Annotated in this window: 19 protein-coding genes and 2 riboswitches; of the genes, 8 read left to right on the top strand and 11 right to left on the bottom strand. The window is 55.4% G+C overall.

Going from position 1 to position 23120, the window contains the following annotated elements:
- Positions 1-12: 12 nt before the first annotated feature.
- The 3 genes from JD108_RS04285 to mtnK form a co-directional block, all read right to left on the bottom strand.
- Positions 13-555 carry a GNAT family N-acetyltransferase gene (locus JD108_RS04285; protein WP_198828687.1) on the bottom strand — a complete coding sequence of 181 codons (543 nt, stop codon included), beginning with the start codon at positions 553-555 and terminating at the stop codon, positions 13-15.
- Positions 556-623: 68 nt separating this feature from the next.
- The gene (mtnA, locus tag JD108_RS04280; RefSeq protein ID WP_198828686.1) at positions 624-1667 is read right to left on the bottom strand and encodes an S-methyl-5-thioribose-1-phosphate isomerase; all 1044 of its coding nucleotides are present in this window, start codon (positions 1665-1667) and stop codon (positions 624-626) included.
- The gene (gene mtnK, locus JD108_RS04275) at positions 1664-2893 is read right to left on the bottom strand and encodes an S-methyl-5-thioribose kinase (RefSeq protein ID WP_198828685.1); all 1230 of its coding nucleotides are present in this window, start codon (positions 2891-2893) and stop codon (positions 1664-1666) included. Before mtnK ends, mtnA begins: the two co-directional genes overlap by 4 nt.
- A 154-nt stretch (positions 2894-3047) precedes the next feature.
- Positions 3048-3192: riboswitch (SAM riboswitch) on the bottom strand.
- A 222-nt stretch (positions 3193-3414) separates the two neighbouring features.
- Positions 3415-3567: riboswitch (SAM riboswitch) on the top strand.
- An 88-nt stretch (positions 3568-3655) separates the two neighbouring features.
- Between mtnK and JD108_RS04270 the strand changes: the two genes are divergently transcribed.
- From JD108_RS04270 to JD108_RS04255, 4 genes are read left to right on the top strand one after another with little or no spacing between them, the layout of a single operon-like run.
- Positions 3656-4870: a 2,3-diketo-5-methylthiopentyl-1-phosphate enolase gene (locus JD108_RS04270; protein WP_198828684.1), complete on the top strand. Its 1215-nt coding sequence runs from the start codon at positions 3656-3658 to the stop codon at positions 4868-4870.
- Positions 4867-5544 carry a 2-hydroxy-3-keto-5-methylthiopentenyl-1-phosphate phosphatase gene (locus JD108_RS04265; RefSeq protein ID WP_198828683.1) on the top strand — a complete coding sequence of 226 codons (678 nt, stop codon included), beginning with the start codon at positions 4867-4869 and terminating at the stop codon, positions 5542-5544. The genes JD108_RS04270 and JD108_RS04265 overlap by 4 nt, the downstream gene beginning before the upstream one ends.
- Entirely contained in the window at positions 5541-6188 is a 648-nt protein-coding gene (locus JD108_RS04260) for a methylthioribulose 1-phosphate dehydratase (protein ID WP_198828682.1), read from the top strand. The genes JD108_RS04265 and JD108_RS04260 overlap by 4 nt, the downstream gene beginning before the upstream one ends.
- A gap of 27 nt (positions 6189-6215) precedes the next feature.
- The gene (locus tag JD108_RS04255) at positions 6216-6725 is read left to right on the top strand and encodes a 1,2-dihydroxy-3-keto-5-methylthiopentene dioxygenase (protein ID WP_198828681.1); all 510 of its coding nucleotides are present in this window, start codon (positions 6216-6218) and stop codon (positions 6723-6725) included.
- Positions 6726-6795: 70 nt separating this feature from the next.
- Here JD108_RS04255 and JD108_RS04250 read toward each other — a convergent pair whose 3' ends face one another.
- Positions 6796-7566: a Ger(x)C family spore germination C-terminal domain-containing protein gene (locus JD108_RS04250; RefSeq protein WP_228728304.1), complete on the bottom strand. Its 771-nt coding sequence runs from the start codon at positions 7564-7566 to the stop codon at positions 6796-6798.
- A 412-nt stretch (positions 7567-7978) separates the two neighbouring features.
- On the opposite strand from JD108_RS04250, the gene JD108_RS04245 reads away from it, so the two are divergent.
- The 3 genes from JD108_RS04245 to JD108_RS04235 are packed head-to-tail and all read left to right on the top strand — an operon-like array spanning position 7979 to position 11733.
- Positions 7979-9088: an endospore germination permease gene (locus JD108_RS04245; protein ID WP_198828680.1), complete on the top strand. Its 1110-nt coding sequence runs from the start codon at positions 7979-7981 to the stop codon at positions 9086-9088.
- Positions 9057-10562 carry a spore germination protein gene (locus JD108_RS04240; protein WP_198828679.1) on the top strand — a complete coding sequence of 502 codons (1506 nt, stop codon included), beginning with the start codon at positions 9057-9059 and terminating at the stop codon, positions 10560-10562. The genes JD108_RS04245 and JD108_RS04240 overlap by 32 nt, the downstream gene beginning before the upstream one ends.
- A 1-nt stretch (position 10563) precedes the next feature.
- A complete protein-coding gene (locus JD108_RS04235) occupies positions 10564-11733 on the top strand; it encodes a Ger(x)C family spore germination protein (RefSeq protein ID WP_198828678.1) in 1170 nt (389 codons plus the stop codon).
- A gap of 73 nt (positions 11734-11806) precedes the next feature.
- Here JD108_RS04235 and JD108_RS04230 read toward each other — a convergent pair whose 3' ends face one another.
- The 7 genes from JD108_RS04230 to JD108_RS04200 form a co-directional block, all read right to left on the bottom strand.
- Positions 11807-13585: an acyl-CoA dehydrogenase family protein gene (locus JD108_RS04230; RefSeq protein ID WP_198828677.1), complete on the bottom strand. Its 1779-nt coding sequence runs from the start codon at positions 13583-13585 to the stop codon at positions 11807-11809.
- Positions 13586-13642: 57 nt separating this feature from the next.
- On the bottom strand, positions 13643-14827 hold the full coding sequence (locus JD108_RS04225; RefSeq protein WP_198828676.1) for an acetyl-CoA C-acetyltransferase: 1185 nt from the start codon (positions 14825-14827) through the stop codon (positions 13643-13645).
- A 28-nt stretch (positions 14828-14855) separates the two neighbouring features.
- Positions 14856-17264 carry a 3-hydroxyacyl-CoA dehydrogenase/enoyl-CoA hydratase family protein gene (locus JD108_RS04220; RefSeq protein WP_198828675.1) on the bottom strand — a complete coding sequence of 803 codons (2409 nt, stop codon included), beginning with the start codon at positions 17262-17264 and terminating at the stop codon, positions 14856-14858.
- 239 nt (positions 17265-17503) lie between these two features.
- The gene (locus JD108_RS04215) at positions 17504-18622 is read right to left on the bottom strand and encodes an S-layer homology domain-containing protein (protein ID WP_198828674.1); all 1119 of its coding nucleotides are present in this window, start codon (positions 18620-18622) and stop codon (positions 17504-17506) included.
- 690 nt (positions 18623-19312) lie between these two features.
- Positions 19313-20977, bottom strand: a complete 1665-nt coding sequence (locus JD108_RS04210; protein ID WP_198828673.1) for a putative ABC transporter permease subunit — start codon at positions 20975-20977, stop codon at positions 19313-19315.
- Complete coding sequence (locus JD108_RS04205) at positions 20970-21695, bottom strand: ABC transporter ATP-binding protein (RefSeq protein ID WP_198828672.1); 726 nt, start codon at positions 21693-21695, stop codon at positions 20970-20972. The genes JD108_RS04210 and JD108_RS04205 overlap by 8 nt, the downstream gene beginning before the upstream one ends.
- Positions 21696-21900: 205 nt before the next feature.
- Positions 21901-22317 carry a hypothetical protein gene (locus JD108_RS04200; protein ID WP_198828671.1) on the bottom strand — a complete coding sequence of 139 codons (417 nt, stop codon included), beginning with the start codon at positions 22315-22317 and terminating at the stop codon, positions 21901-21903.
- A 195-nt stretch (positions 22318-22512) separates the two neighbouring features.
- Here JD108_RS04200 and JD108_RS04195 point away from each other — a divergent pair, with 195 nt between their 5' ends.
- Complete coding sequence (locus JD108_RS04195; protein ID WP_198828670.1) at positions 22513-23115, top strand: hypothetical protein; 603 nt, start codon at positions 22513-22515, stop codon at positions 23113-23115.
- The last annotated feature ends 5 nt before the right edge of the window (positions 23116-23120 follow it).

Here is a 23120-nt window from a genome sequence, read left to right as displayed (position 1 = left end):
TCCAAGTTTTTCTTATCGCCATTCCGAGGCGAGCATTCCGTATACCGCGTGATCGACATAATGGTCGTAAAGAAATTCGTTGCTTCTCAGGATGCCCTCCAGCTTAAAACCGAGCCGCTCCGGGATCGCCCTGCTCCTGTGGTTCTCGGTGGCTGCATGAATCGTGGCTCTGTGCAAATCCCACTCCCCGAAGATCAGGTGGTCCAGGTAAGCGGAGACGGATTCTGTCATCAGGCCCCGACCGGCGTACTGGGCGCCGAGCCAATAGCCGATCGAGGTCTTCCGATTGGTCCAGTCGATATTGTGCACGCCCACCGTGCCGGCCAGCCGCCCTTGGTGCCAAATGCCGAAATGAGTGCCTTGCCGGCGGTTGTCCTGGTCGAGGGTAGCGGAGATAAAGCGCCGGGTATCCTCTTCCGTGGTCACGTAGTCCAGCCAGGGCAGCCACTGGCGAAGATGAGCGCGATTCGTATCCGTGAGCCAAAACATCTCTTTTGCATCATGCATCTCCAGGCGTCGCAGTACGGTATCTGCATGTACCGGGATGACCTTCATGTCCGATCTCCTCCTCACAAAGTCAAAGAGCGCCCCTCGGCAGGGCGCTTTCTTTTTTGTACGGTCGGTTACTTCTTGGAATTGCGAATCTCCTCTGGTTTGAAGATGCCCGTCTCCGTGACGATGGCCGTTATATAGGCGGCAGGTGTTACGTCGAAGGCCGGGTTGTAGACTTTGATTCCGTCCGGGGCCACCTGCTTGCCCAGTCCATGCGTGATCTCTTCGGCGGGACGCTCCTCGATCGGGATATCGGCCCCGGTCGGCGTCTCCAGATCGATGGAAGAGAGCGGAGATGCGACGTAGAACGGAATCCCGTGCGCCTTCGCCAGTACGGCCACGCCGTAGGTACCGATCTTGTTGGCGACATCTCCGTTCGCGGCCACCCGGTCAGTTCCGACGATGACAGCCTGCACTTTGCCCTGCCCCATGACCATTGCGGCCATGTTGTCGCAGATCAGCGTGACATCGATTCCCGCTTGCTGCAGCTCATAAGCGGTCAGTCTGGCTCCCTGCAGCACCGGTCTGGTTTCATCCGCGTACACCTTCAGATTCCAGCCCCGCTCTTTCGCCAGATAAAAAGGCGCGGTCGCCGTGCCATATGCTGCTGTGGCCAGAGCGCCCGGATTACAGTGTGTCAAGACGCCCATGCCGTCATGCAGGAGGGTCAGCAGATTCTCTCCGATCGTCCGGCACACCTCGGCATCCTCGCGTTGGATGGTCAGCGCTTCGTCGAGCACCGCTGCCTTCAGCGCTTCGACGGGCTGCTCTCCCTCGCGCTGTACCCGGGCTTTTACCCGATCCAGCGCCCAGAACAGATTGACCGCTGTCGGCCGTGCTGTCGCCAGATAATCCGCCTGCGTGTTCAGTTCCTCCCGGAAAGCCTGCACATCGGCAGCCTGGCTGCCTCTCACGCCGAGGTAGAGTCCGTATGCGGCGGCCATGCCGATCGCAGGAGCACCGCGCACTTGCAGATGGCGAATCGCCGCCCATACCTCTTCGGGGGTGTTTAGCGTCAAAAAGATCGTTTCTACGGGCAAACGCGTCTGGTCCAACAGGAGGAGAGCATCCCCCTCCCACTTTACCGGCGCAAATGTTTCTTGGGAAATCGTCATACTGTCGCTGCCTCCTGATCATATCGTGCGGTTGCCTGCCGCACGATGTCTGTCATATCTGTCGATTCTTCGATGCCGCTCCGCTTCAGGATCAGCTCCTGGCCGATCAACAGGGCCAAACGTTCGGCTTCGGCTCTCGTCTGGTCGTCCTGGATAGTGTTCAAATCCGCCACTCCCGCAAGTCCGATCACCCGGCGCAGAATTTTGCAGCCCGCAAACCCGGCCGTGTCGGCAATCAACCGTTTGACATAGCTTTGCCAGAGTCCCTCGACATGGGCGCTCCGCTCTTTCGCCTGCTTATGCCAGAGCTGGACGAACTGGGAAACGAACTCATTCCAGACATCCTCAACGGTTGTCAAGAGGTATTCGCGGTAGGATTCCCGCTTTCCTGCGTCAGGCTCCAACCCATGCTGGGCCGCGTAATTCAGGAGCAGATTGGCAATCACCGCGCCGATGTCAAATCCGATGGGACCGTAGTAGGCGAATTCCGGGTCGATTACCTTCGTCGATTGTTTCGTGACGAAAATGCTGCCAGTGTGCAGGTCGCCATGAAGCAAGGCTTCCGCCCGCGTGAGGAAATCGTACTTCAGCTTGGCGATTTCCAGCTTGAGCGGCTTGTGATTCCAGATCGCCTCCACCTCTTTGCGGATCAGCGGGTTGAAGTTGTTGGTCGGGGCATCCTCATACGGATCGGTAAAGACCAGATCTTCCGTAATTTTGCATAATTCCGGATTCAAGAATGTTCCGACGAGCGTTTTTTTCTCGTAGGGATGGGCACCCAGATCCGATGTGTAAAAGAGCGTATGCGCCATGAACCGTCCGATGTGCTTGGCAAAGTGAGGGTAGCGCTCCCCTTCGATCAACCCTTTTCTCATCAAGACGTGATCGCTCAGATCCTCCATGACGGTCAGGGCCAGCTCGGCATCATAGTGGTACACCTCCGGCACCAGGTCAGGCACATGCTTGTACTGAATCCGCAGCGCTTCGCTTTCGATGCGGGCGCGGTCCAGCGTCAGCGGCCAGGATTCCCCCACGACGCGGGCGTACGGCAGCGCCTGCTTGACGATCACGCTTTTCCCTGTCGCTTCCTCCCGGATGTGGAAAACCAGATTGAGGTTGCCGTCGCCAATCTCCCGGGATGTCAGCTCGGCTCCCGGTTCGAACAGACCGGGCAATTCTTTTACATACTGCACTGCCTCTTGCTCGCTCAACGCACGATACGCCATGATAGATTGCTCCTCTCCGTTATCATTTCGTCTATTTCCTAAAAGGGTATGCTTCCGCCAAAACAACACGGGCATCAGGGCCCGGCGAACATCAAAAAGACCTCTTTTCCCGAAGAAAAGAGGTCGCAACCGTACGCAGCAAGCGTGTGTCTCCCCCTTATCTTCCAGAATACTTTTGCTTCTGCTGGAATTAGCACCGTGCACATCGCTAGTCATCCGCCTTCAGCGTCTGCTGAGGCCAGCGTATGTCGGTTGCCGGGTATCATCGGGCCAGTCCCTCCACCTTCTCTGGATAAGGTATCCAACGTATGCAGTTTTGATTAGTTTGAATCATACACGCGCCTCTCCATCGCTGTCAACACTTTTTGATGATGATCTTTAAGACAACGCGAGCAACATCGGCCAGCCTTTATACCGTGCCAGACAAACCGGCTTCCCCGCCAAAACAAGGGTTGACTCCCGAAAACGAACGTCATATCATTAGGGGTATCGCAAGACAAAACTCATAGGATTCATTCAAACTCTTATCGCGAGCTGGCTGAGGGACTGGCCCAATGATGCCCGGCAACCGGCGCTCACCTATTTCGGGTGGCGAAACGGTGCTAATTCCAACGGTAAGAGTCGAACCCTGCGGCGTATGATCCGTGTTTCGACTCTAAACCGAGAGATGAGAGGAGACGAACACGTTTACGGAACGAACCGCCTCCCCTCCACGATGGGGAGGCTTTTTATCTGTCTTGAGAGCAAAAGGAGGGTCCCTCATTGAGCGAGCAACGCATCCTCGTCACCTATCTCACTCAGGCCAAAGACTTGCAGAAAAAGGCGGAAGCGATCGCCGTCGGCATGACGGTCGGGAGCTGGACTGACCTGCCCGCTGCCAAGCAGGAGGAGCTGAAGCCCTACCTGGGCGAAGCGGTCGGCAGCCAGACGCTGGACACTTTGGACAACGGCGAGAGCCGCGGACTGATTACGGTCAGTTATCCGCTTCGCAACTTTACAAAAGACATCCCGTCCCTCTTGACCGGCATCTTCGGGAAGCTGTCCATGGACGGCAAAATCAAGCTGGTCGACGTTCAATTCCCGGACTCGTTTCTCTCCGCTTTTCCCGGGCCGAAATACGGCATTGCCGGACTGCGCGAGCGCCTTGGGGCCCATGGCCGTCCGCTCTTGATGAGCATCTTCAAATCCTGCCTGGGACTCCCTTTTGACGATCTGAAGACGCAGTTCCGCGCACAAGCCCTGGGCGGCGTCGATCTGGTAAAGGATGACGAAATTTTCTTTGCCGATGATCGGGCTCCTTTTCTCGAGCGGATTTCCGCCTTTAAACAAATCGCCCGCCAGACCGAAGCGGAGACCGGCAAACCGGTCATCTATGCGGCGAACCTGACTGGACCTGTTCACGAGCTGAACGACCGCGCAAAACGTGCGGTGGAGGCTGGGGCGGACTGCCTTTTGTTCAACGTCCTCGCCTTTGGCTACGACGCCCTGCACCGCCTGGCTGCAGACCCTGATGTACAAGTGCCGATCATGGCCCATCCAGCACTGGCCGGAGCCTTCTATCCTTCGCCGGACTACGGCATCGCCACGCCGCTGCTCCTCGGCAAGCTGATGCGCCTGGCCGGAGCGGATCTGGTACTGTTTCCTTCGCCATACGGCAATGTCGCCCTGAACAAAGCGGAGGCGCTGCAGCTCTCCCAGCATCTGACCGAGCCGAGCGGGAGCCTTCGCCAGTCCTTTCCGGTACCGTCTGCGGGCATCCATCCCGGTCTGGTGCCGCAGCTGTACGAAGATTTCGGCCTGAATCAGGTCGTCAACGCAGGCGGCGGGATTCACGGCCACCCCGGCGGCGCGACGGCGGGCGCCCGCGCCTTTGTGGCAGCGATCGATGCGGTGGTCGCCGGCCGCACCCTGGAAGAAGCGGCGGCGGAATCGGCGGAGCTGGCAGCGGCCCTGCAGAAATGGGGGGCGGGCCGGTGAGCAAATCCCTCGTGCTGTTTTGTGATTTTGACGGAACGATTACGGAAAAAGACAATATCGTCGCCATTATGCGCCGGTTTGCTCCCCCGGAGCGGGAGGAGCTGATCGAACAGATTCTGACCCAGAAAATCTCCATACAGGAGGGAGTCGGGAAACTGTTCCAGCTCATCCCCTCCGCCAAGAAACAGGAGATCATCGACTTCATCGTGGCCGAAGCGGCTATCCGCCCCGGGTTTGAAGAGTTCGTCCGCTTTTGCCGGGAAGAGGGCATCGAGCTGCTTGTCACCAGCGGCGGGATCGACTTTTTTGTAGAGCCGATTCTCGCTCCGTTTGGGCTGGATGTACCCATTTACTGCAACGGCAGTGACTTTAGCGGCCCGAGAATTACGATCACCTGGCCCCATGCCTGCGACGAACATTGCGACAATCGCTGCGGCATGTGCAAAACGACCGTGATTCGCCGCTATGATCCACAGCACTACTACCGCGTCGTGATCGGGGATTCGATTACCGATCTGGCCGGTGCCAAGATCGCCGATTTCGTCATCGCCCGTTCCCTGCTGGCCGAAAAAAGCGAGGAGCTGGGGCTGCCTTACCGGCCGTTTGCCACGTTCCACGATGTGATTGCCGTCTTGCAGGAGTTGAAACGGCAACAGGAGGTTCAACCAACATGACCATAACACTTGAACAGCGCTTGGATGCTTTTCGCCGCCTGGACGACGCCAAGCTGACTTTTGCCCGCCGTGACTGGTTTCCCGGGACCAGCGGCAATCTCTCGATCAAATTGAGCAGCGACCCTTTGCAATTCGCGGTGACAGCCAGCGGCAAGGACAAGACCAAGCTGTCTCCGGAGGACTACCTGGTGGTAGACGGCGATTCGCGCCCGGTAGAGCCGACAGCCCTCAAGCCCTCGGCAGAAACGATGATTCACGTCGTCGTCTATCGGCAGATTCCGCAGGCGCAGGCCTGCTTCCACGTCCACACCGTCTGGAACAACCTGATCTCCGAACTGTACTTCGGGCAGCGGGCCTTTTCCATACAGGGACAGGAATTGATCAAAGGGCTGGGCATCTGGGAAGAAAACGCCCGCATCACTGTCCCCATTGTCGAGAATTTTGCTGATATTCCGACGCTGGCTGCCGCGATTGAAAAAGTGATCACCCCCGAGGTTCCCGGCGTTTTGATCCGCAATCACGGCATTTACGCCTGGGGCGACAGCGATTTTGCGGCCAAGCGCCACCTGGAGTCTTTCGAATTTCTGTTTGAATACCACGCGCGCTGGCTGCAGCTCCGCCAAGCCGCCGCGGTTGCACCATAAACCATCATCCAAAGGGAGGCATGCCAAATGGCAAAAGTACGTTTTCACGACACCAACGAATATCTCACAGGGGACGATGTGATCTCTTTTCTGGAATCCCAGGGGATCATTTACGAGCACTGGGGCGTAGACCGCCTCGACGAAAATCTCCGCAACAACTACAGCCCTACGGATGAAGAAAAACAGCAGATTCTCGCTGCTTTCAAGCCGGAGATCGATTCGATCAGCCAGCGCCGCGGCTACTTGACCGCCGACATCATCGTGCTGTCCGACCAGACACCCAACCTGGATGAGCTCTTGGTAAAATTCAAAAACGAGCATCATCACACGGACGACGAGTGCCGCTTCTGCGTAGACGGTCACGGCATTTTCGCGATCAAGGGACAAGACGGCCGCTACTTCGACGCCGAACTGGAGCCGGGCGACCTGATCTCCGTCCCGCCGAACTACCGCCATTACTTCACGCTGATGGACGACCGCAAGATCAAAGCAATCCGCCTGTTCGTCACGCCTGCCGGCTGGGAAGCCATCTATTAAATACAAGCAGGCAGCCGTTAAACAAAAAGACCCACTCGCAGCTGACCGTGTCCGGCTGCAAGTGGGTCTTCTATTCGATCACGCCAAATCCTTTGATGGAAACGATCGGCTTGATCCGAACCTTTGCATGGGCAAAAGCCTTTGGCCAATCCTCTTCGACCTTTTTCCATTCCTTGTACTGATACGCCCGGGCATATACGCCGAAACCAACCGGGTCCACCTGATGCTTTTGGAAGGTGGCGATCAGTTTTTGATACCGTTGGCTCAGATCCTTTTCCAGCACTTGCTCCAATTCTTTCTTGTGAGTGGCCACGTCAAAGGAAGAGTATCGCTCTGAGATCGAAATTTCCATCTTTAACTCCACGTCGAAGTGGAATTGATTATCCTGATAACTCGTCTTTACCTCTTTATCCACGTACTTCACAAAATAGCTCAGCAATGGCTTGAGCCACCGATTCTTGTTTAGATGGTCAGGGATTTTCGACACGATCGTCAACTCTCCCTTTTTGCCAAACCTCAAAATTACCTTTTTAAACTCTGTCACCACCGGAGTCGTCCCTTTATCGTTCATCATCCGTTGCAATTCCAGAGCGCTGGTCTTGACCGTCAAATTCCGGCGGTTGGCCGTATCCAGCAGCTGTGTCAGATGGATGGGCAAACGCGGCTTGTCCGGCGGGTTTAAGTGGAAAATTTCATGCAAAGGACCATCGACAACGACGATTCGCGCATTGATCGTCAAGCGGGGATCCCGGTAGATGGTGTCGAGGAGCGTATACCAATCGGGATGCTGGACCAGCCGTTTGCTCAAGGCGATGATCTGAATCTTCCCGCCTACCGTCAACGCGGATATGTTCGTCGACCTGATTTTTATCTGCTAATCCACTCAGGTAGACCAGCACTGCTTTTTCATCGTTGGCCTGATTGTGCAAATGGCGAATGACAAGATCGGGCGTCTGAGAAAAAATCCGTTGAAGTTCCTGAACGTTCTCCTGCAAACTGACGCTGATCGAACCCCTCCGGTTCGCTGTCCACGCTGCCCCCTTCGGCTGTCGCGCCGTCTCTTGCTTTCGTCTGAGCCAATTACGAAGATTTTTCATAGGCGTCCTACCTTGGGAAAAATAGTATTTTCCCTTTATCGTGAGGAATCCCGTTCCAAAATATGCATGCGAGGCCCGCCGCCTGCGCTCTTGCATACTCCCTCTCCAAACGGACATACTTGAAAGGAAAATCAGGAAAAGTCTGGCGGGTACCCTATGCGAAACGGTATATCATTTGTGCAAGTCGTGTTTATCCTCATGCTGTCCAATGGCTTGATCAACCATGTGATCATCATCCCTCATCTGCTCGATGCAGCCGGGCGGGATGCGTGGATTTCGGTTCTCGCCATACTGCCGCTGTACTTGCTGCTGATCGGGATGATCGTCTTTACGCAGCATGTCAGCGGCAAGGAACCGATCTTGAAATGGGTGCAAAGTCAATATGGACGGGGAATCAACTGGCTTCTCACCTCCCTTTTGGCCCTCTACCTGTTCATGATTGCGGTCATTACGATAAAAGACATCTTAATCTGGGTCAATCTGACCTTTGCACCGCGAATCCCGATGATCATCCTCGCCGTCGTCTTTGGCGCGGTATGTCTCATTAACGCGCTGTTCGGTATCCGTTCCATCTCCATGCTTTCTGTATTCCTGCTCCCCGTCGTCGTGATTCTCGGCTTTTTTGTGATGACGACCAACTTCCAGTACAAGGATTATTCCTATCTCCTGCCCATGCTGGAATTTGGCTGGGAACCTGTTGTCCGGGGCATGGTCTACGCGGGCACGGGCTTCTCGGAGATCCTGCTGTTCCTCTTGCTGACACCGTACATCGGCCCCGAGGTAAACTTCAAAAAGATGGCGCTCCTTGGTTTTATCCAGGTGTGGCTGACCTTGGGTCCCCTGATCGGAGCTATCGCCGAATTTGGCCCGCAGGAAGCGGCCAAGCTCCGTTTTCCCGCCTATGAGGAGTGGCGCTTGGTCAAAATCGGCCTCTATATCGAGCATGTCGACTTTTTCAGCATTTATCAGTGGTTTAGCGGCGCTTTTATCCGGGTCTCCCTCGTTCTTTTTCTCCTGGGGGATCTTTTTCGGCTACCGCAAAGCCGAGGACGCGTTCGTTTTCTCGTCCTGATCAGTCTGCTCGCGATCGGATCTTCCTTATGGCCCTACAATGACATTTGGTTCTACCAGATTCTTAGTCGTTATCTGCTGCCCGGCCTTTTGGCTTTGTCACTGTTCTTGTCTGTAACATTTACGCTGCTAGCCCTATTCTCACGCAGAAAGGAGCAGACTGATGAACAACAATCAACGCCAGAGTCCCTTTGATCGCATGAATGTGCGTGGAAAGCTGCCATCTCTGGAGCCCTTGAGTGCGGATGCCATCCGACGGCTTTTTGCCGGTTGTGGGGACGTCTCTGTGGAGCATTACGGTCTCCTTCCCAATGAGTTTGATCTCTTTCTGACTTTCGCGGATGGATTATGTGACAAAGGCAAAGTCATGGAGCACTTCCTCCCCAGATTAAGTGAGCTGTTTCGGTCGGGAGAGATAGCCAGTTCAGACGACTTGGAAAAGAAGCGCCCTTTCCTCATCAAAAAACTGGAGCATGTGGATTCCGACACCTTAGCCAATCTCGTCTTTAATGGAAACGTGATCCTGTACTTTGAAAAGTGGGGCGCCGTCTACAGTTTGGACCTAACCGACCGCCCCGAACGAAATACAGAGGAGCCCAACACGGAAGTCTCCGTACGCGGTCCAAGGGACGGCTTTATCGAGGATATCCACACCAATGTCGCTTTGATTCGAAAGCGGCTGAAGACACCGCTGCTCCATTACGAGACATTTATCCTGGGAAGCCACACCCGGACAAAGGTCGGCCTGTTGTACCTTCAAGATACCATCGATCCGAAATTGGTAGAGGATATTCGCTACAGGCTTTCCTCTGTCAAGAGTACGGGTGTCGTGTCAAGCGCTCAGCTGGAAGAGCTATTGCTCGACACGCCCTTTACGTTGTTGCCTTTGTATGAATATACCGGCCGACCGGACTTCGTCGCAAGCAGCTTGCTGAAAGGCCGTTTTGCCATCCTGGTCGACGGTTCGCCTACCGTTTTGATCGCTCCGTCCAACATGACCTACCTCCTGAATACATCGGAGGATGCTAACGTTTCGATCCATCAGGTGGTCTTCGTTCGCATCATACGGCTGTTCAGCGTAGGGATCGCTTTGTTTTTGCCGGGATTCTGGGTGGCACTGGTCACCTATCACCAGGATCAGCTTCCGTATATCTTGATTGCGACAATGGTGATCTCGCGTCAGGGGGTTCCGATGCCCGCCCCCCTGGAGGCTTTGCTCATGCTGCTGCTCTTCGAATTATTCCGCGAGGCGGGGTTGCGCATGCCGACCGCAATCGGCCAAACCCTGTCCGTCGTCGGCGGTCTGATCGTAGGGCAAGCAGCGATCTCCGCAGGCTTGACCGCCCCCGGCAGTCTGGTAATCATCGCCATCTCTGTGATGGGTACCTTCACCATTGTGAACCAAAGCATGGTCGCTTCTATCATCATTTTACGCATCGTCATTCTGCTTTTCTGTTCATTCCTGGGCATATTTGGCTTCATGATGATGCTCATTGGCGTTTTGCTCTTTTTTGCAAACACGCGTTCATTTGGCGTCTATTTTCTCGAACCGCTCTCTCCGCCCGTTCTCAAGGATATGGCCAAAGTGCTGTTGCGCACGCCGTGGCGATTATGGGAGGGGCGAGCCAGTATCCTGCAGCGTCCCTCCCGTAAGGAGACGGATTCCTGATATGCTTCAGCTGCGAAAGTGCTTTATCATCCTGTTGGCTTCCTCGGTATTGCTCAGTGGCTGCTGGAACGCCCGCGACATTGAGCAATTGATCTACATTGATTCCATCGGTGTGGACTATGTGGACAAAAAGGTTGTGGTCTACTTGCAGATTCTTGGCTTTTCCAACATCGCCAAAAAAGAAGGCAATGCCGGACGACAGCAAGAACCGATCGCGGTCGTCAAGGGCGCAGGTGACACCTTTGTCACAGCCATCGCCCAGATCTATTCGTCTGCACAGCAGCGACTGATCTGGAGCCATGTTCACTCGATCGTCTTTACCACCCGTGCCTTGAAGCACAATCTGTTTGACCAGACCATCGATTCACTGGACCGCTATCAAGAATTTCGCTACACCATCTGGACCTTTGCCACCACGGAACCGTTGGAGGATATCTATAACGCAAGACCGATCCTCGGCATTTCCACTCTGTACTCGCAATTGGGAGATCCGAAAGATGTATACAGTCAGTACTCGTTTATCCGGCCGCTCTTGCTGTTTCGAGTCATCTCCGAGTATCAAGAACCGAACGGTGTCGTCCGTCTCCCCTATCTGTCCATTCGAAAAAATCAATGGAAAGAAGACGGCAGACAAAAGCCTCACCTCATGATGGAGGGAATTTGCTATCTGCAAAACAAGAAGTTTGTCGGCTGTTTCCCTCGCTCAGATGTATTGGGCATCCGCTGGATCGAGCAGGAGACGGAGCGTACTTTCCTTCATCCAGACAAAAGGAAATCAGCCATTTTGACTGTGGAGAGACCGCGGGTCAAGATAAAGCCACAAATGCAGCGGGGGAAGCCAGCCTTTGACATCGACATAAAAGTTGACGCCTACACGACCCAACTGCTGAATCCCACGCCCGTCCCCATTCTGGAAAAAGGAGCGGCCAAGCAGATCGAATCAGAGGTCCGCGCCCTTTATCAGAAGGGTGTTCAATCGGGCATAGATACCATTGGTCTTGGCCATCTTTTCTACAGAAAATATCCCCGTGAGTGGCATCGCCTCAACCGGGACGGCAGGCTTGTGCTCACTTATGACATGCTAAAAAAGGTGCGGGTGAAGGTGAATCTTACAGACGGAGGGATTGCGAAGGTACGACAACATAAGCCGCAGTCATCCTCCAAGCATTAGATTCCGAGATTCGGTCAAAGGCAGACAAAAAAGCCGAGAGATCATCTCGGCTTTGCATGTATTTCTCTTTCAGTTACACCACGTACCCGCCGGCTGCGATGACGCGGTCGGCAATGACCCGCTTCAGTCCGACGCTGTTGATCGGCATGCGGCGCGTCAGTTTTTTCAAAATGGAGAGACGCATTCTCAAATCGTCGCCTTCTTCCATCGCAGCGAGCGCTTCTCTCGCCCATGCTTCTACCTTGTCAAAAGCTTCGTTCACGTAGAGAGTCGTCAGGTCCAGCTTCTGCTGCGACTTCTCGGCGCCATCCTTCGCGATCGCCTTCTCGGTCCGCTTCACGATGCTGTCCATGGCGTACAGCTCGATCAGCATGTCAGCCGCATAGGCGAGCAGCTCCTGCTCTTTGGCGATCGCTTGCTGATACTTCATCAGTGCGGAGCCAGCCACCATCAGAATGATTTTGCGCGTCATGTCGATCAGGTGCTTCTCCTGAGCCAGCGGCGCCTCTTCGATTTCCTCCGGGTAGTAGCTCATCAGCTCCTCTTGCAGCCCTGCCGCCGCCTGGAGCAAAGGCAGCTCGCCCTTCATCGCCTTTTTGACCAGCATATCCGGAATCAGCAGGCGGTTGATCTCATTGGTTCCCTCAAAAATCCGGTTGATCCGGGAATCGCGGTACATGTTCTCGATCTCGTATTCGGACATAAAGCCGTAGCCCCCGTGGATTTGCACCCCTTCGTCCACGCAGTAGTCCAGCACTTCGGTGGCAAACACCTTGTTGATGGAGCACTCGATGGCGTACTCGGCAATGGCCTTCGCCACTTCCCGTCCGTCATCCGCTTTTTCTCCAAGGCTGGAGAGAGCCGTATCGAACAGGCCGACGGTGCGGTAGACAGAGCTCTCCGCCGCATAGGTTTTCAGCGCCATGTTGGCCAGCTTGTTTTTGATCAGTCCAAAATTGGCGATCGGCGTTTTAAATTGCTTTCTTTCCTTGGCGTATTCCGTGGCCAGCTGCAAGGCCCGCTTCGCGGAGCCGACCGCGCCGACAGCCAGCTTGTAGCGGCCGACGTTCAGGATGTTAAAGGCGATGACATGGCCGCGTCCCGGCTCGCCCAAGAGATTTTCCACAGGCACCGGCACATCCTCCAGGATGACCGTGCGCGTCGAGGAGCCCTTGATGCCCATCTTTTTCTCCTCCGGTCCAAACGAGACGCCCGGGTAGTCCCGCTCCACGATAAAGGCGGTGAACTGCTCGCCGTCGATTTTGGCATAGACGATGAAGACGTCGGCAAAGCCCGCATTGGTGATCCACTGCTTCTCGCCGTTCAGGATGTAGTGCTTCCCGTCTTCGGACAGCTTTGCCGTCGTTTTCGCTCCGAGCGCATCCGAACCGGAGCCGGGCTCTGTCAGGCAGTAGGCAGCGAGCCGTTTGCCCGACGCGAGATCCGGCAAGTAGCGGCGCTTTTGATCCTCATTTCCAAAGTAGACGATCGGCAGGGAGCCGATTCCCACATGCGCTCCGTAGCTGAGCGCAAAGCCGCGGGCCAGGGAGAACTTTTCCGTCACCAGTGCTGTGCTTACCTTATCCAGGCCCAGTCCATCGTATTTTTCCGGCACGTCTCCGCCGAGCAGGCCCAGTTCCCCTGCCTCCTTCAAAAGACGAACCGAGATGTCAAAATTGTGGTTTTCGATTTCCTCCAGATGCGGCCTGACCTCGCCCACGACGAAATCTTCCGTCGTCTTGGCGATCATCTTCTGCTCTTCGGTATATTCTTCCGGGACAAACATCGCCTCGGCGGAACCAGCGTCAATCAGAAAGCTTCCTCCGCGGATCAATTCTTTGGTATCAGCCATTGCCATCCCTCACCTTTCAGTTTTTCATATCGGAAAAACGCGAGTCACCGCTATCCACTACGCCTGCATCATTTCAAACACGCCTGCAGCGCCCATGCCGCCGCCGATGCACATCGTCACGACGCCGTACTTGCCGCCGCGCCGTTTCAATTCGTTCAAGAGGGAGATCGTCAGCTTGGCACCCGTGCAGCCCATCGGGTGTCCCAAGGCGATTGCCCCGCCGTTTACGTTCACTTTTTCCTCGTCGAGGCCCATCTCCCGAATCACAGCGAGAGACTGGGAGGCAAAGGCCTCGTTCAGCTCATAGAGGTCGACGTCCTCGATGCTCAGTCCCGCCATCTTCAGGGCTTTGGGAATGGCGACGACGGGCCCGATCCCCATCACATCCGGGTCTACTCCGCCGACGGTAAAGGAGCGGAATTTGGCAATCGGCTCCACGCCCAGCTCTGCCGCCTTTTCCGCAGACATGATCAGGACCGCCGCCGCTCCATCGCTCGTCTGCGAGGAGTTTCCGGCCGTGACCGTTCCCTTGACGTGGAAGACCGGCTTCAATTTGGCCAGCGCTTCCAGGGAGGTGTCTGCACGGACGCCCTCATCCCGGTCAAACACGCGCTCCTGGACGTGCAGCTTGTGATTCTCGTCGATCACATGCGTTTTGACCGTCATCGGGACGATTTCATCGCGGAATTTATCCGCTGCCAGGGCCGCCGCCGCGCGCTGATGGCTCCTGAGCGCAAAGGCGTCCTGCTCCTCCCGGCTGATCTGATACCGCTTCGCGACTTCCTCGGCAGTGTGGCCCATGCTCATGTAAGCCTCCGGCATGGTTTCCACCAGCGTCGGGTTCAGCGCCACCTTATGGCCGGTCATGGGCAAAAGGCTCATGCTCTCCACGCCGCCTGCGATGAGCACATCGGCCCCGCCCACCATGATCTGTTGAGCTGCGTAGGCGATAGTCTGCAAACCGGATGAGCAAAAACGGTTGATCGTGATGCCGGAGACATTGGTCGGAAGGCCGGCGCGCAAACCGATCAGGCGCGCCATGTTCATCCCTTGCTCTGCTTCCGGCACGGCATTGCCGATGATGACGTCTTCGATGTCGGCCGGATCGAGTTGCGGCACGCGGCGGAGCAAATCGCTGACGACGGCTGCGCCCATATCGACCGGATGCACATCTTTCAGACTGCCGCGCTTGGCTCTGCCGATAGCGGTGCGGGCACCTGCGACGATAACTGCTTCCTTCATGGATCTTCCCCTCTTTCTGGCGCTTAAGTTAGTTGCGCAAAGGCTTGTTTTTGGTCAGCATATGCTGCATCCGCTGCTGGGTCTTCGGCGTCTTGATCAACTCCAGGAACGCCTGCTTCTCCAACTCCAGGATGTATTCTTCCGACACTTCGGTGCCTGCCGGGACACTGCCCCCTGCCATCACATAGGCAATTTTGCTGGCGATCAGCTCGTCGTGATCGCTGATGTAGCCGCTCTTTTTCATCGCGTAAATATTCTGACGCAGCGTGGCGTAGCCGCTCTCGCCGATTACCCTGATTTTCCGCGGACCGGCCGGCGTGTACCCTTCGCGGTCCATCGTCAGCACCAATTGCTTGGCATCGTAGAGCAGATGGTCGGGATTGACGCTGATGCGGTCGCCCGGGCGCAAATACCCCAAGTCAAATGCCTCCTGGCCGCTCGTCGATACCTTGGCCATGGCGATGGTTTCAAAAGCACGCGCGACAAACGGGAACGGATCGACGGGAACGCTCCCCCCCTCCGGCACCTGCTCCATCGCCCGGAACAGCATTTCCTTGGTGCCGCCGCCTCCCGGAAGCAGCCCGACTCCTACCTCTACCAGTCCCATGTACGTCTCCGCCGAAGCCTGCACGCGGTCAGCGAGGAAGGCGACCTCCACACCGCCGCCCAGCGTCATGCCAAACGGGGCCGCTACGACCGGACGATGCATGGTTCTCAGGGCTTTTCCCACTTTATGGAAACGGCTGACCAACATGTCCAGCTCGAACCAGTTCTCATCCTGTGCCTCCATCAGCGCGAAGCCGAGGTTCATCCCGACACAGAAGTTCTTGCCCTGGTTGCCGATCACCAGCCCGCGGAAATTGCGCTGCACCTCTTCGACGGCAAAGCTGGTCATTTGCAGCACATCCATGCCCAGCGCGTTGTGCGGCGAGGTGAACTCCAGGCATGCCACTCCATCGCCGAGATCGATCAGGGCTGCTCCCGCATTTTTCTTGATCAGCTTGCCTTGCTCCTTGAGCGCGGCCAGGTTGATTCGTTCTTTTGGTTCTTCCAGGTCCCGATAAATCCTGCCGATGGCAAATGCCGCCCGTCTGCCCTCCTGCTTTTGATAGAAAGAGGTCTTGCCGCTGGCCAGCAGCTCCTCGACCAGGGCCGGGATTGTCTCGCCTTCCTCGCGCATCCGCGCTACGGACTTCTCTACGCCGATGGCATCCCAGGTCTCAAACGGCCCCAGCTCCCAACCAAAGCCCCATTTCATCGCCTGGTCGACCGCGACGATGTCATCGGCGATCTCATGGGCCTTCTCCGCTGCGTAGAGCAGCACCTTTTTAAAGACGCTCCAGACGAATTCGCTGCCCTTGTCTTTTCCGTAGACGATCGCCTTCAGCTTCTCCGGCAGGGTTTTGGCCGCTTTGGCCGCTTCCAGGGACGGGTACTTGGCCTTTGCGCGCGGACGGTACTCCAGCGTCTGGTAGTCGAGCGCGAGGATCTCCTTGCCTTCCGCTGTTTTGACCTGTTTGAAAAAGCCCTGTCCGGCCTTTTGCCCGATCCAGCGTTTTTCCACCATGCTGTGTACAAACGCGGGGATCTCAAAAACAGATCGCTCTGCTTCATCGCTGCTCTTGTCTCGGACGTTGGCAGCGACGTGCACGTAGGTGTCCAGTCCGACGACATCCAGCGTGCGGAAGGTGGCGCTTTTCGGGCGGCCGATCACAGGGCCCGTCAGCGCGTCAACCTCATCCACACCGAGGCCGAGCCGCACCATCTCCTGTATCGAGACCTGCAGGCCGTAGGTGCCGATGCGGTTGGCGATAAAATTCGGGGTATCTTTACAGAGTACGGTTCCTTTGCCGAGGATAAACTCACCGAAATGCATCATAAAATCTACGATGGCCGGATCAGTGTCCTGGCCGGGGATAATCTCCAGAAGCTTCAGATAACGGGGAGGGTTAAAAAAGTGGGTGCCGAGAAAATGCTTGCGGAAATCCTCGGAGCGCCCCTCCGCCATTTCATTGATGGATACGCCAGAAGTATTGGAGGAGACGATCGTGCCAGCCTTTCTGTGGGCCTCGACCGTTTCAAATACTTGCTTTTTGACTTGCAGATTTTCCACCACGACTTCGATAATCCAGTCCACTTCTCCCAGATAGGAGAGGTGATCCTCCAGATTGCCCACCGTGATCAGGTCGATGTTTTTCTTTGTATAGAGCGGAGCGGGCTTTTCCTTCAGCAATCGCTCCTTGCCGGATTGGGCGATGCGATTTCTGACCTCAGGGTCTGCCAGCGTCTTGCCTCTCTTCCTCTCTTCTTCCGTCAATTCCCGCGGCACGATGTCGAGCAGATAGACCGGTATGCCGACGTTGGCCAGATGAGCAGCGATCCCTGCCCCCATCACGCCGGACCCGAGTACGGCCGCTTTGCGAATTTTGCGTTCCATCCAATACCCTCCCTCAAACAAGATGAAATGAAACCCTTTACATTGATTTCTACTCGTTCGAAACGATTCCTGTATTCAGCCATATTCCTGAATGCAGCGAAACATGTTTTGAATGAATGCTCATTCATTTTCTCCTTTTTTATTTTAATCGAAATAGGAAGCCGTTGCAATCTCCATTTGCCGGTTTTTGTAACCAAAGGAAAATGCCCGGATCGACCGGGCACTCCTGCACTTTCTTCTTATCTTTCTCGAAAGGTAATGGACGTGATTTTTTTGCCGAAGGGGTTGGCATTGCTTTTCTCAAAGAGGAATTCCAGTTCGTACGGACCGACCTGGCGGTGCTCGTACTGTCCAACCACCCACAACTTCTCGCTCGTGCCCTCATCCTTCTGGATCTTCAGCACGGACTGGATGCTGTGCAACGGCAGCTTAACCTCCAGCTTCGTCAGACTCTCCATCGCCGATTCGCTGACGTAGGTGAAAAGCCGCTTCTGGTTGCGATCCTGGAAGGCCTGATTGGCGGCGGTCAGGAATAAATTGGCTGCAATCTGCTGCCGCTTTGGCCCTTCTTTGAACTGCTTGCCGGCATCCGTCTGCAGGTATTGATGCAGGCGTGCGAGCACTACCGCGAATTGACCTCTCGTCACATTGGTATACGGATCAAAATTTCTCGTTACATGGAAGAGCCCAAACTCCCGGATGCCCTCCGCATAAGGAGAAACGGTATCGACGTACATGCTCTTTTGTTTCCACTGGTAGTATCCTTCATAAAAAGGCTGCACCTCTTCCACCTTCGGCTCCAGAACGCGGAGCTTATAGGGAGCCAGCACGTAAAAGAGAATCATGCTCGCCTCCTCGCGCGAGAGCGGATACTGCAGATAAGGGGTGGACATCCACCACTGCGGGTTGTCTTTCTGCGGTTTTTTCATCAGAAAGCCATTGGATGCCAGGTGCAGATTATATATCATTTGGTCGCCCGGCCGAAACGGATTGACAAACCCCGTGTGCACATCGAGCATGGCCTGCATGTTGGTGGTCAGGCTGTCGATTTCCCCCCGGAGCGGATAACGGTAATCAATGTACGGCTTGGTCTGGGGCTCTGCCAGTCTGCCAAAGACGTCTTCCAGCACCCGGTTGACCAGTGCGAGTGCTTCCCCGCGCGACACCGTCTTGTCCGGTTGAAAGTGCCGATTTCCCCCACTTTTATAAATGCCGCGCTCAGCCAGAAAACGGATTTCCTTTTCAGCCCAGTGCCCGTCAATATCATCGTAGATCCATGCCGCGCTGGCCTGACCCGCAAAGAGTGACTGCAGCCAAAGGACAGCGACCAACAGCATCAAGAAATACCGTTTACCCATGTCATACTCCTCTCCTCTTTTTTTCTATGTAGATCCATGCGCGGCCCGTGTCCTGCATGTTTTGCATAATTTGACCCGAGACAAAAATACCAATCATTCCTACAATTGTAAAGATTACAGGAAAAATTGAACAGTTAGAAGTAGGATTTTGAGACTACGACTAGTACCTCCATCCCAAAAACAGGAAAAATGTACTCCGCCCCAAAAATGCAGGATTGGTCCAAAAGACTTATGTCTCGGCAGCAGGAAGGAAGCGTCCGATTCGCTCTGCGGCGAACATGCCCTTGGCCGTTGCTCATAGGTACGCTGGCACGTTTCCTGGTGAAGCTCAATGACGGCTTGGATGGTCTGCGAGTGCAGGGCATAATCCTTGGCATTGAACCATTTCTTCAGCTCCGCTTCGTTTGTCCATACCCGCCATGTTTGCCACAGCCACCAGTGATGATCCAAGATGTCGTTCCACAACCGAGCGGATTCTCGTCGCAGTCGATCCACGAGTTCTCGTTGCTTTAGTGTTAATCGAAGCGGGATCTTTGTGAACATCCTGGAAACCAAGAGGGCGATTCATCCCCCACCTACGAAAAAAGACCCGTTGAGGTAGGGGTCTTCTCGCTGTTAGATGATAAAAAAAGCCGGAGGCGCCTTTGCCTCCGACGTTTGGCGAGTGAGCTCTGACGTTCGTCGATTGGGTTACCCGCCAATTTTGTCCAGCCAGACTGGACCTTTTTTCAGCAGCATTTGCAAGAGCATAGCATCTGCCAGCAAAAACAACGCAAAAATCACTCCGGCCACGACTCCTCCACCAGCCCCGCTCCAGACAGCCGCGAGCACGCTCAGACCGGCTGACACCAGTGCAGGGATCAGCGAATAAAGAGTATTCATGTTCTGCTTTACCGCTTTTTGTTCCGCGTCCCAGTTCAGCTTGGGCATGTTTAGATCGATGCAGATGCCGATGAGATTGACGAACAGAACACCGGGGACCGATGCGGCCAATGAGAAGAGCAGAAAGGTTACGGGCGGTTTCACCGTGAACGCCAGCATGGCCAGCAGGATCAAGAGGCTCATCAAACTGAGACTGATGCCCGGAACGGTCTTGGCCAGGATGATGACGGATGGCCGCACGGGCAGGAATTTGTTGACGAAAAAGCCCTGTCCCTCCCGCGAGATCGCGGTAGACGAGATACTGCTGGTCGACGCAATAAACAGCGAACCGGCAAAGAGGATCGCCACGCCAATGCCGGCTGCCTGATCCGCTTGCAGCATGACCCCCAGCTCAGCCATCCCTGAGACCCCCTTGGAGTTGGCGGCCAGGGGAATGAACAGAAAGAGCGGCATGAGGAAGGCGGAGAGCACGCAATTCAGCAAAAAGGCAGGCGTTCGGAAAAGCAGTTTCCACTCCTTCGCCACATACGCTCGAAAGGCGGATTGCCTGGCCGTCATGCGGGTAAACTCCGCCGCGGTCGCCCGTTTTCGTCTCGCGGCGATTTCGGTGACGCCCAGTACCCCTTTCAGATACAGGCGCTCTCCCGCGTAGAGGAAGACCGCACCAAAAGCGGCGGAGAGGAGCAAAAAGAGGCCCAGATTGCCGAGTCCAGCCCAGGTTCCCCCTTCTGTGAGGGCGACTGCTCCCAGGCGGCTGGAGGGAAACATCTGTGTGACGATTCCCAGCAGACTGTTGTTTCCCGCGAGAAAGAGCCGCTCGATTTGATCCGCCCGCTCCAGTTGATGGACACCACGCTGCAAGACTACCTGTGCGCCCACTGCGATCAGGATCCCGATCAGGCCGGCGGCGAGCCGGAAGCGGTCCTTGCTTTTGCCGATATTGGTGAAGCGCATGAACAGCATCGCGACGATGGACGCGAGAGCCAGCGGGATGACGGGCAAGACCAGGAAGATGATCAGCGCGTGGAGGTAATAGAAAAAGCCCCCGCCGCTCTTGACGCCGTACGTGATCAATAGAGGCGCCAGCAGAAAAACCTCCGTGATGTATTCGTACAAGAGCGTCACCGCGAATTTGGCTCCGATGATCTGGCTCGGCTTCAGCGGCAAGGGAAGCAGATGCTGGATGTCCTGTGAATAGTAAAAGACCGACAGCACGTAAAAAATGCCGAGGAGAAAGATAGCCAGAGAAGCGATCGCCAGCCCCAGCCCCAAGAGAACGGCTTCCTGCCCATAAGCCTGAAGACCGTCGTACAGGGCAGATAAAAAGACCACATAGCCCGACATCATCGGGAACAGGCCGATCGCTACCAGGAGAAGCAACAGAGCCTTTCTCCATCCCTCTTTTCCCCTGCCCCCCCAAAGATTCCCACCGTTTCTCGCCAGCACTATGGCTAGCTTCCAGGTCTTACTCATGATCCGTCATCTCCAGGAACAAGCGCTCCAGGGACTCATTGGACTGGAAGTGCTCCTGCATTTCGCGGAACGTGCCGCAGAATTGCAGGACCCCTTTGTTGATAATAGCGACGCGATCGCAGAGCTTTTCCGCCACCTCCAGGACGTGCGTGGAAAAGAAGACCGTCCGTCCCGCGTCGGCATGCTCGCGCATCATTTCTTTCAGCGTAAAGGATGATTTCGGATCCAGGCCCGTCAGCGGTTCATCGAGAATCCAGACTTCGGGATCGTGAACCAATACGCCCATGATGACGATTTTTTGCCTCATCCCATGCGAATAGCTCTGGATCGAATCCGTCAGGGCGTCGGTCATGTCAAAGCGTGCGGCCAGCTTGTTGATCCGCTCCTGGCGCAGCTCTTGCGGCACTTCGTACATATCGGCCATAAAATTGATGTACTCGAGTCCTTTCAGACGCAGAAACAGATCCGGACTGTCCGGAACAAAGCCGAATTGCCGCTTCGCCTCTAGTGTATCGAGGAGAATATCCTTGCCGTTGATCAGCACCGTTCCCTGGTCGGGCCGGGTGATCCCGGTCATCATTTTGATGGTCGTGGTTTTACCTGCTCCATTCGGCCCCAAGAAGCCGAAGATCTCTCCGCTTGGAATGCGCAAATGCAGGTTGTCCACGGCTTTTGTCTGTCCATTGAAGCTTTTGGTGACTCCTTGTATATCAATCATCTCTTTCCTCCTTCTGGGTGCGGTGGGAAAGGAAGGTCCCTTTTTACATACGTTTGGCCGAGGGATTTGGTTGCAGGACGAGTTTGCGGGACCAATCGTGGTAACTGCGATTTCCTGCATGCGGCGAAATAAATTTCAAAACGCCAAAAAGGGAGCGGCGTCATCCACCCTCCCTTTTTTCTGAACTACGTATGGCACAGCTTTTTTAGGTTTGCGGCACAAAGCTGCCGTCCCGCAGCATCGTCAGTTCCCCCATGATAAAGGCCAAATCTTCATTGTCGTCGAGCAGGCCTTTCTCCTCCAGGGCTTCCAATCTGCGCAGCAGAATATTGGCAAAGTCCTGAATCTGGATCGGCTGCCCTTCCATATCGGCGTCGTCCAAAATCGTAATTTCTGTCAATGCCTCCAGATGCGTCACCATGCGGAAACCGCCCAGCTCTCCCAGGAATTCCTGCTTGTTTACTTTGGAGCGCTCCAGTTTTTGCAGCATGCTGACGATATCGTTCGCGTACACCGTGGGGAAAGCCACCTGGTAAAAATGACGGTTGGCTCCCTCATCCGTTTTAATGATCAGCACATCGATGCCTTCCGGCTTCTTCGCCTTTTTTCCAAAACCAAACATTGTTATCCACCTCGAATTCGTACTGCAATCACTCCCTCCATGATAGCCGCAATTGGCGGAAAGAAACAACCCCTATCTGTTTCCTGCTGGCCGATTGCAAGCCGAGCCAGGGGATGGAGGAAAAAGTTAACGCGATTGTCCGGCCCTCTTCCATCGCATCCTAGGGGGAGAATGTACGCGAATCGAGGTGCCCCTATGAAAAAGTGGTTGGTGCTAGTGATGGTGGCCGCACTCTTTGCGGGATGCGGAAACAAGGATCAAAAGGATGAAAAAGCCAAAACCCAGCAAACGAAAAAGAAGCAGCAGACGGTTGCAGTCCAGAAGCTCGACGAGCGGAAAAGCGATGCCGTTCTCTTCCTCAATCGGGCGGAGCGTGTCTGGGATGACTTGTACTATGCCGCGATGAACAACACCAAAGGGAAACCGATACGCGACGATGGGTTGACCTATCGGCCGCTTCCCGCCCGCTATGACAGCCGGGAGAAGATCGTCTCGCATTTTGCCCGCTTTTGGTCTCGGCCGATGGCGGAGCGCATGTACGACAACTTGCGGACAAAAGTCGTCAACGGAAAGGTCTACCTGGCCGAGCCGACCGCTACGTACCCGGTGCTGATCGCAAACAACAACACGACCATGAAAAAAACGGCGGATGGCTTGGTCGTCACGGTAACAGAGGCGACCTCCCCTTCTTTTGCCTCCGACCGCACGGTGCGCTATCTGCTCGTTCGCGATCAAAAGACCAAGCGGTATGAGATCAAATCGAGAACCGGCGCCTACGGCATGGAACAATTTGACTAACCCCC

The organism is Brevibacillus composti (genome assembly GCF_016406105.1).
In the GTDB taxonomy this organism is placed as follows: domain Bacteria; phylum Bacillota; class Bacilli; order Brevibacillales; family Brevibacillaceae; genus Brevibacillus; species Brevibacillus composti.
The sequence above is the reverse complement of the archived record's forward strand: the minus strand, read 5'-3'. Positions and strand labels throughout refer to the sequence as shown.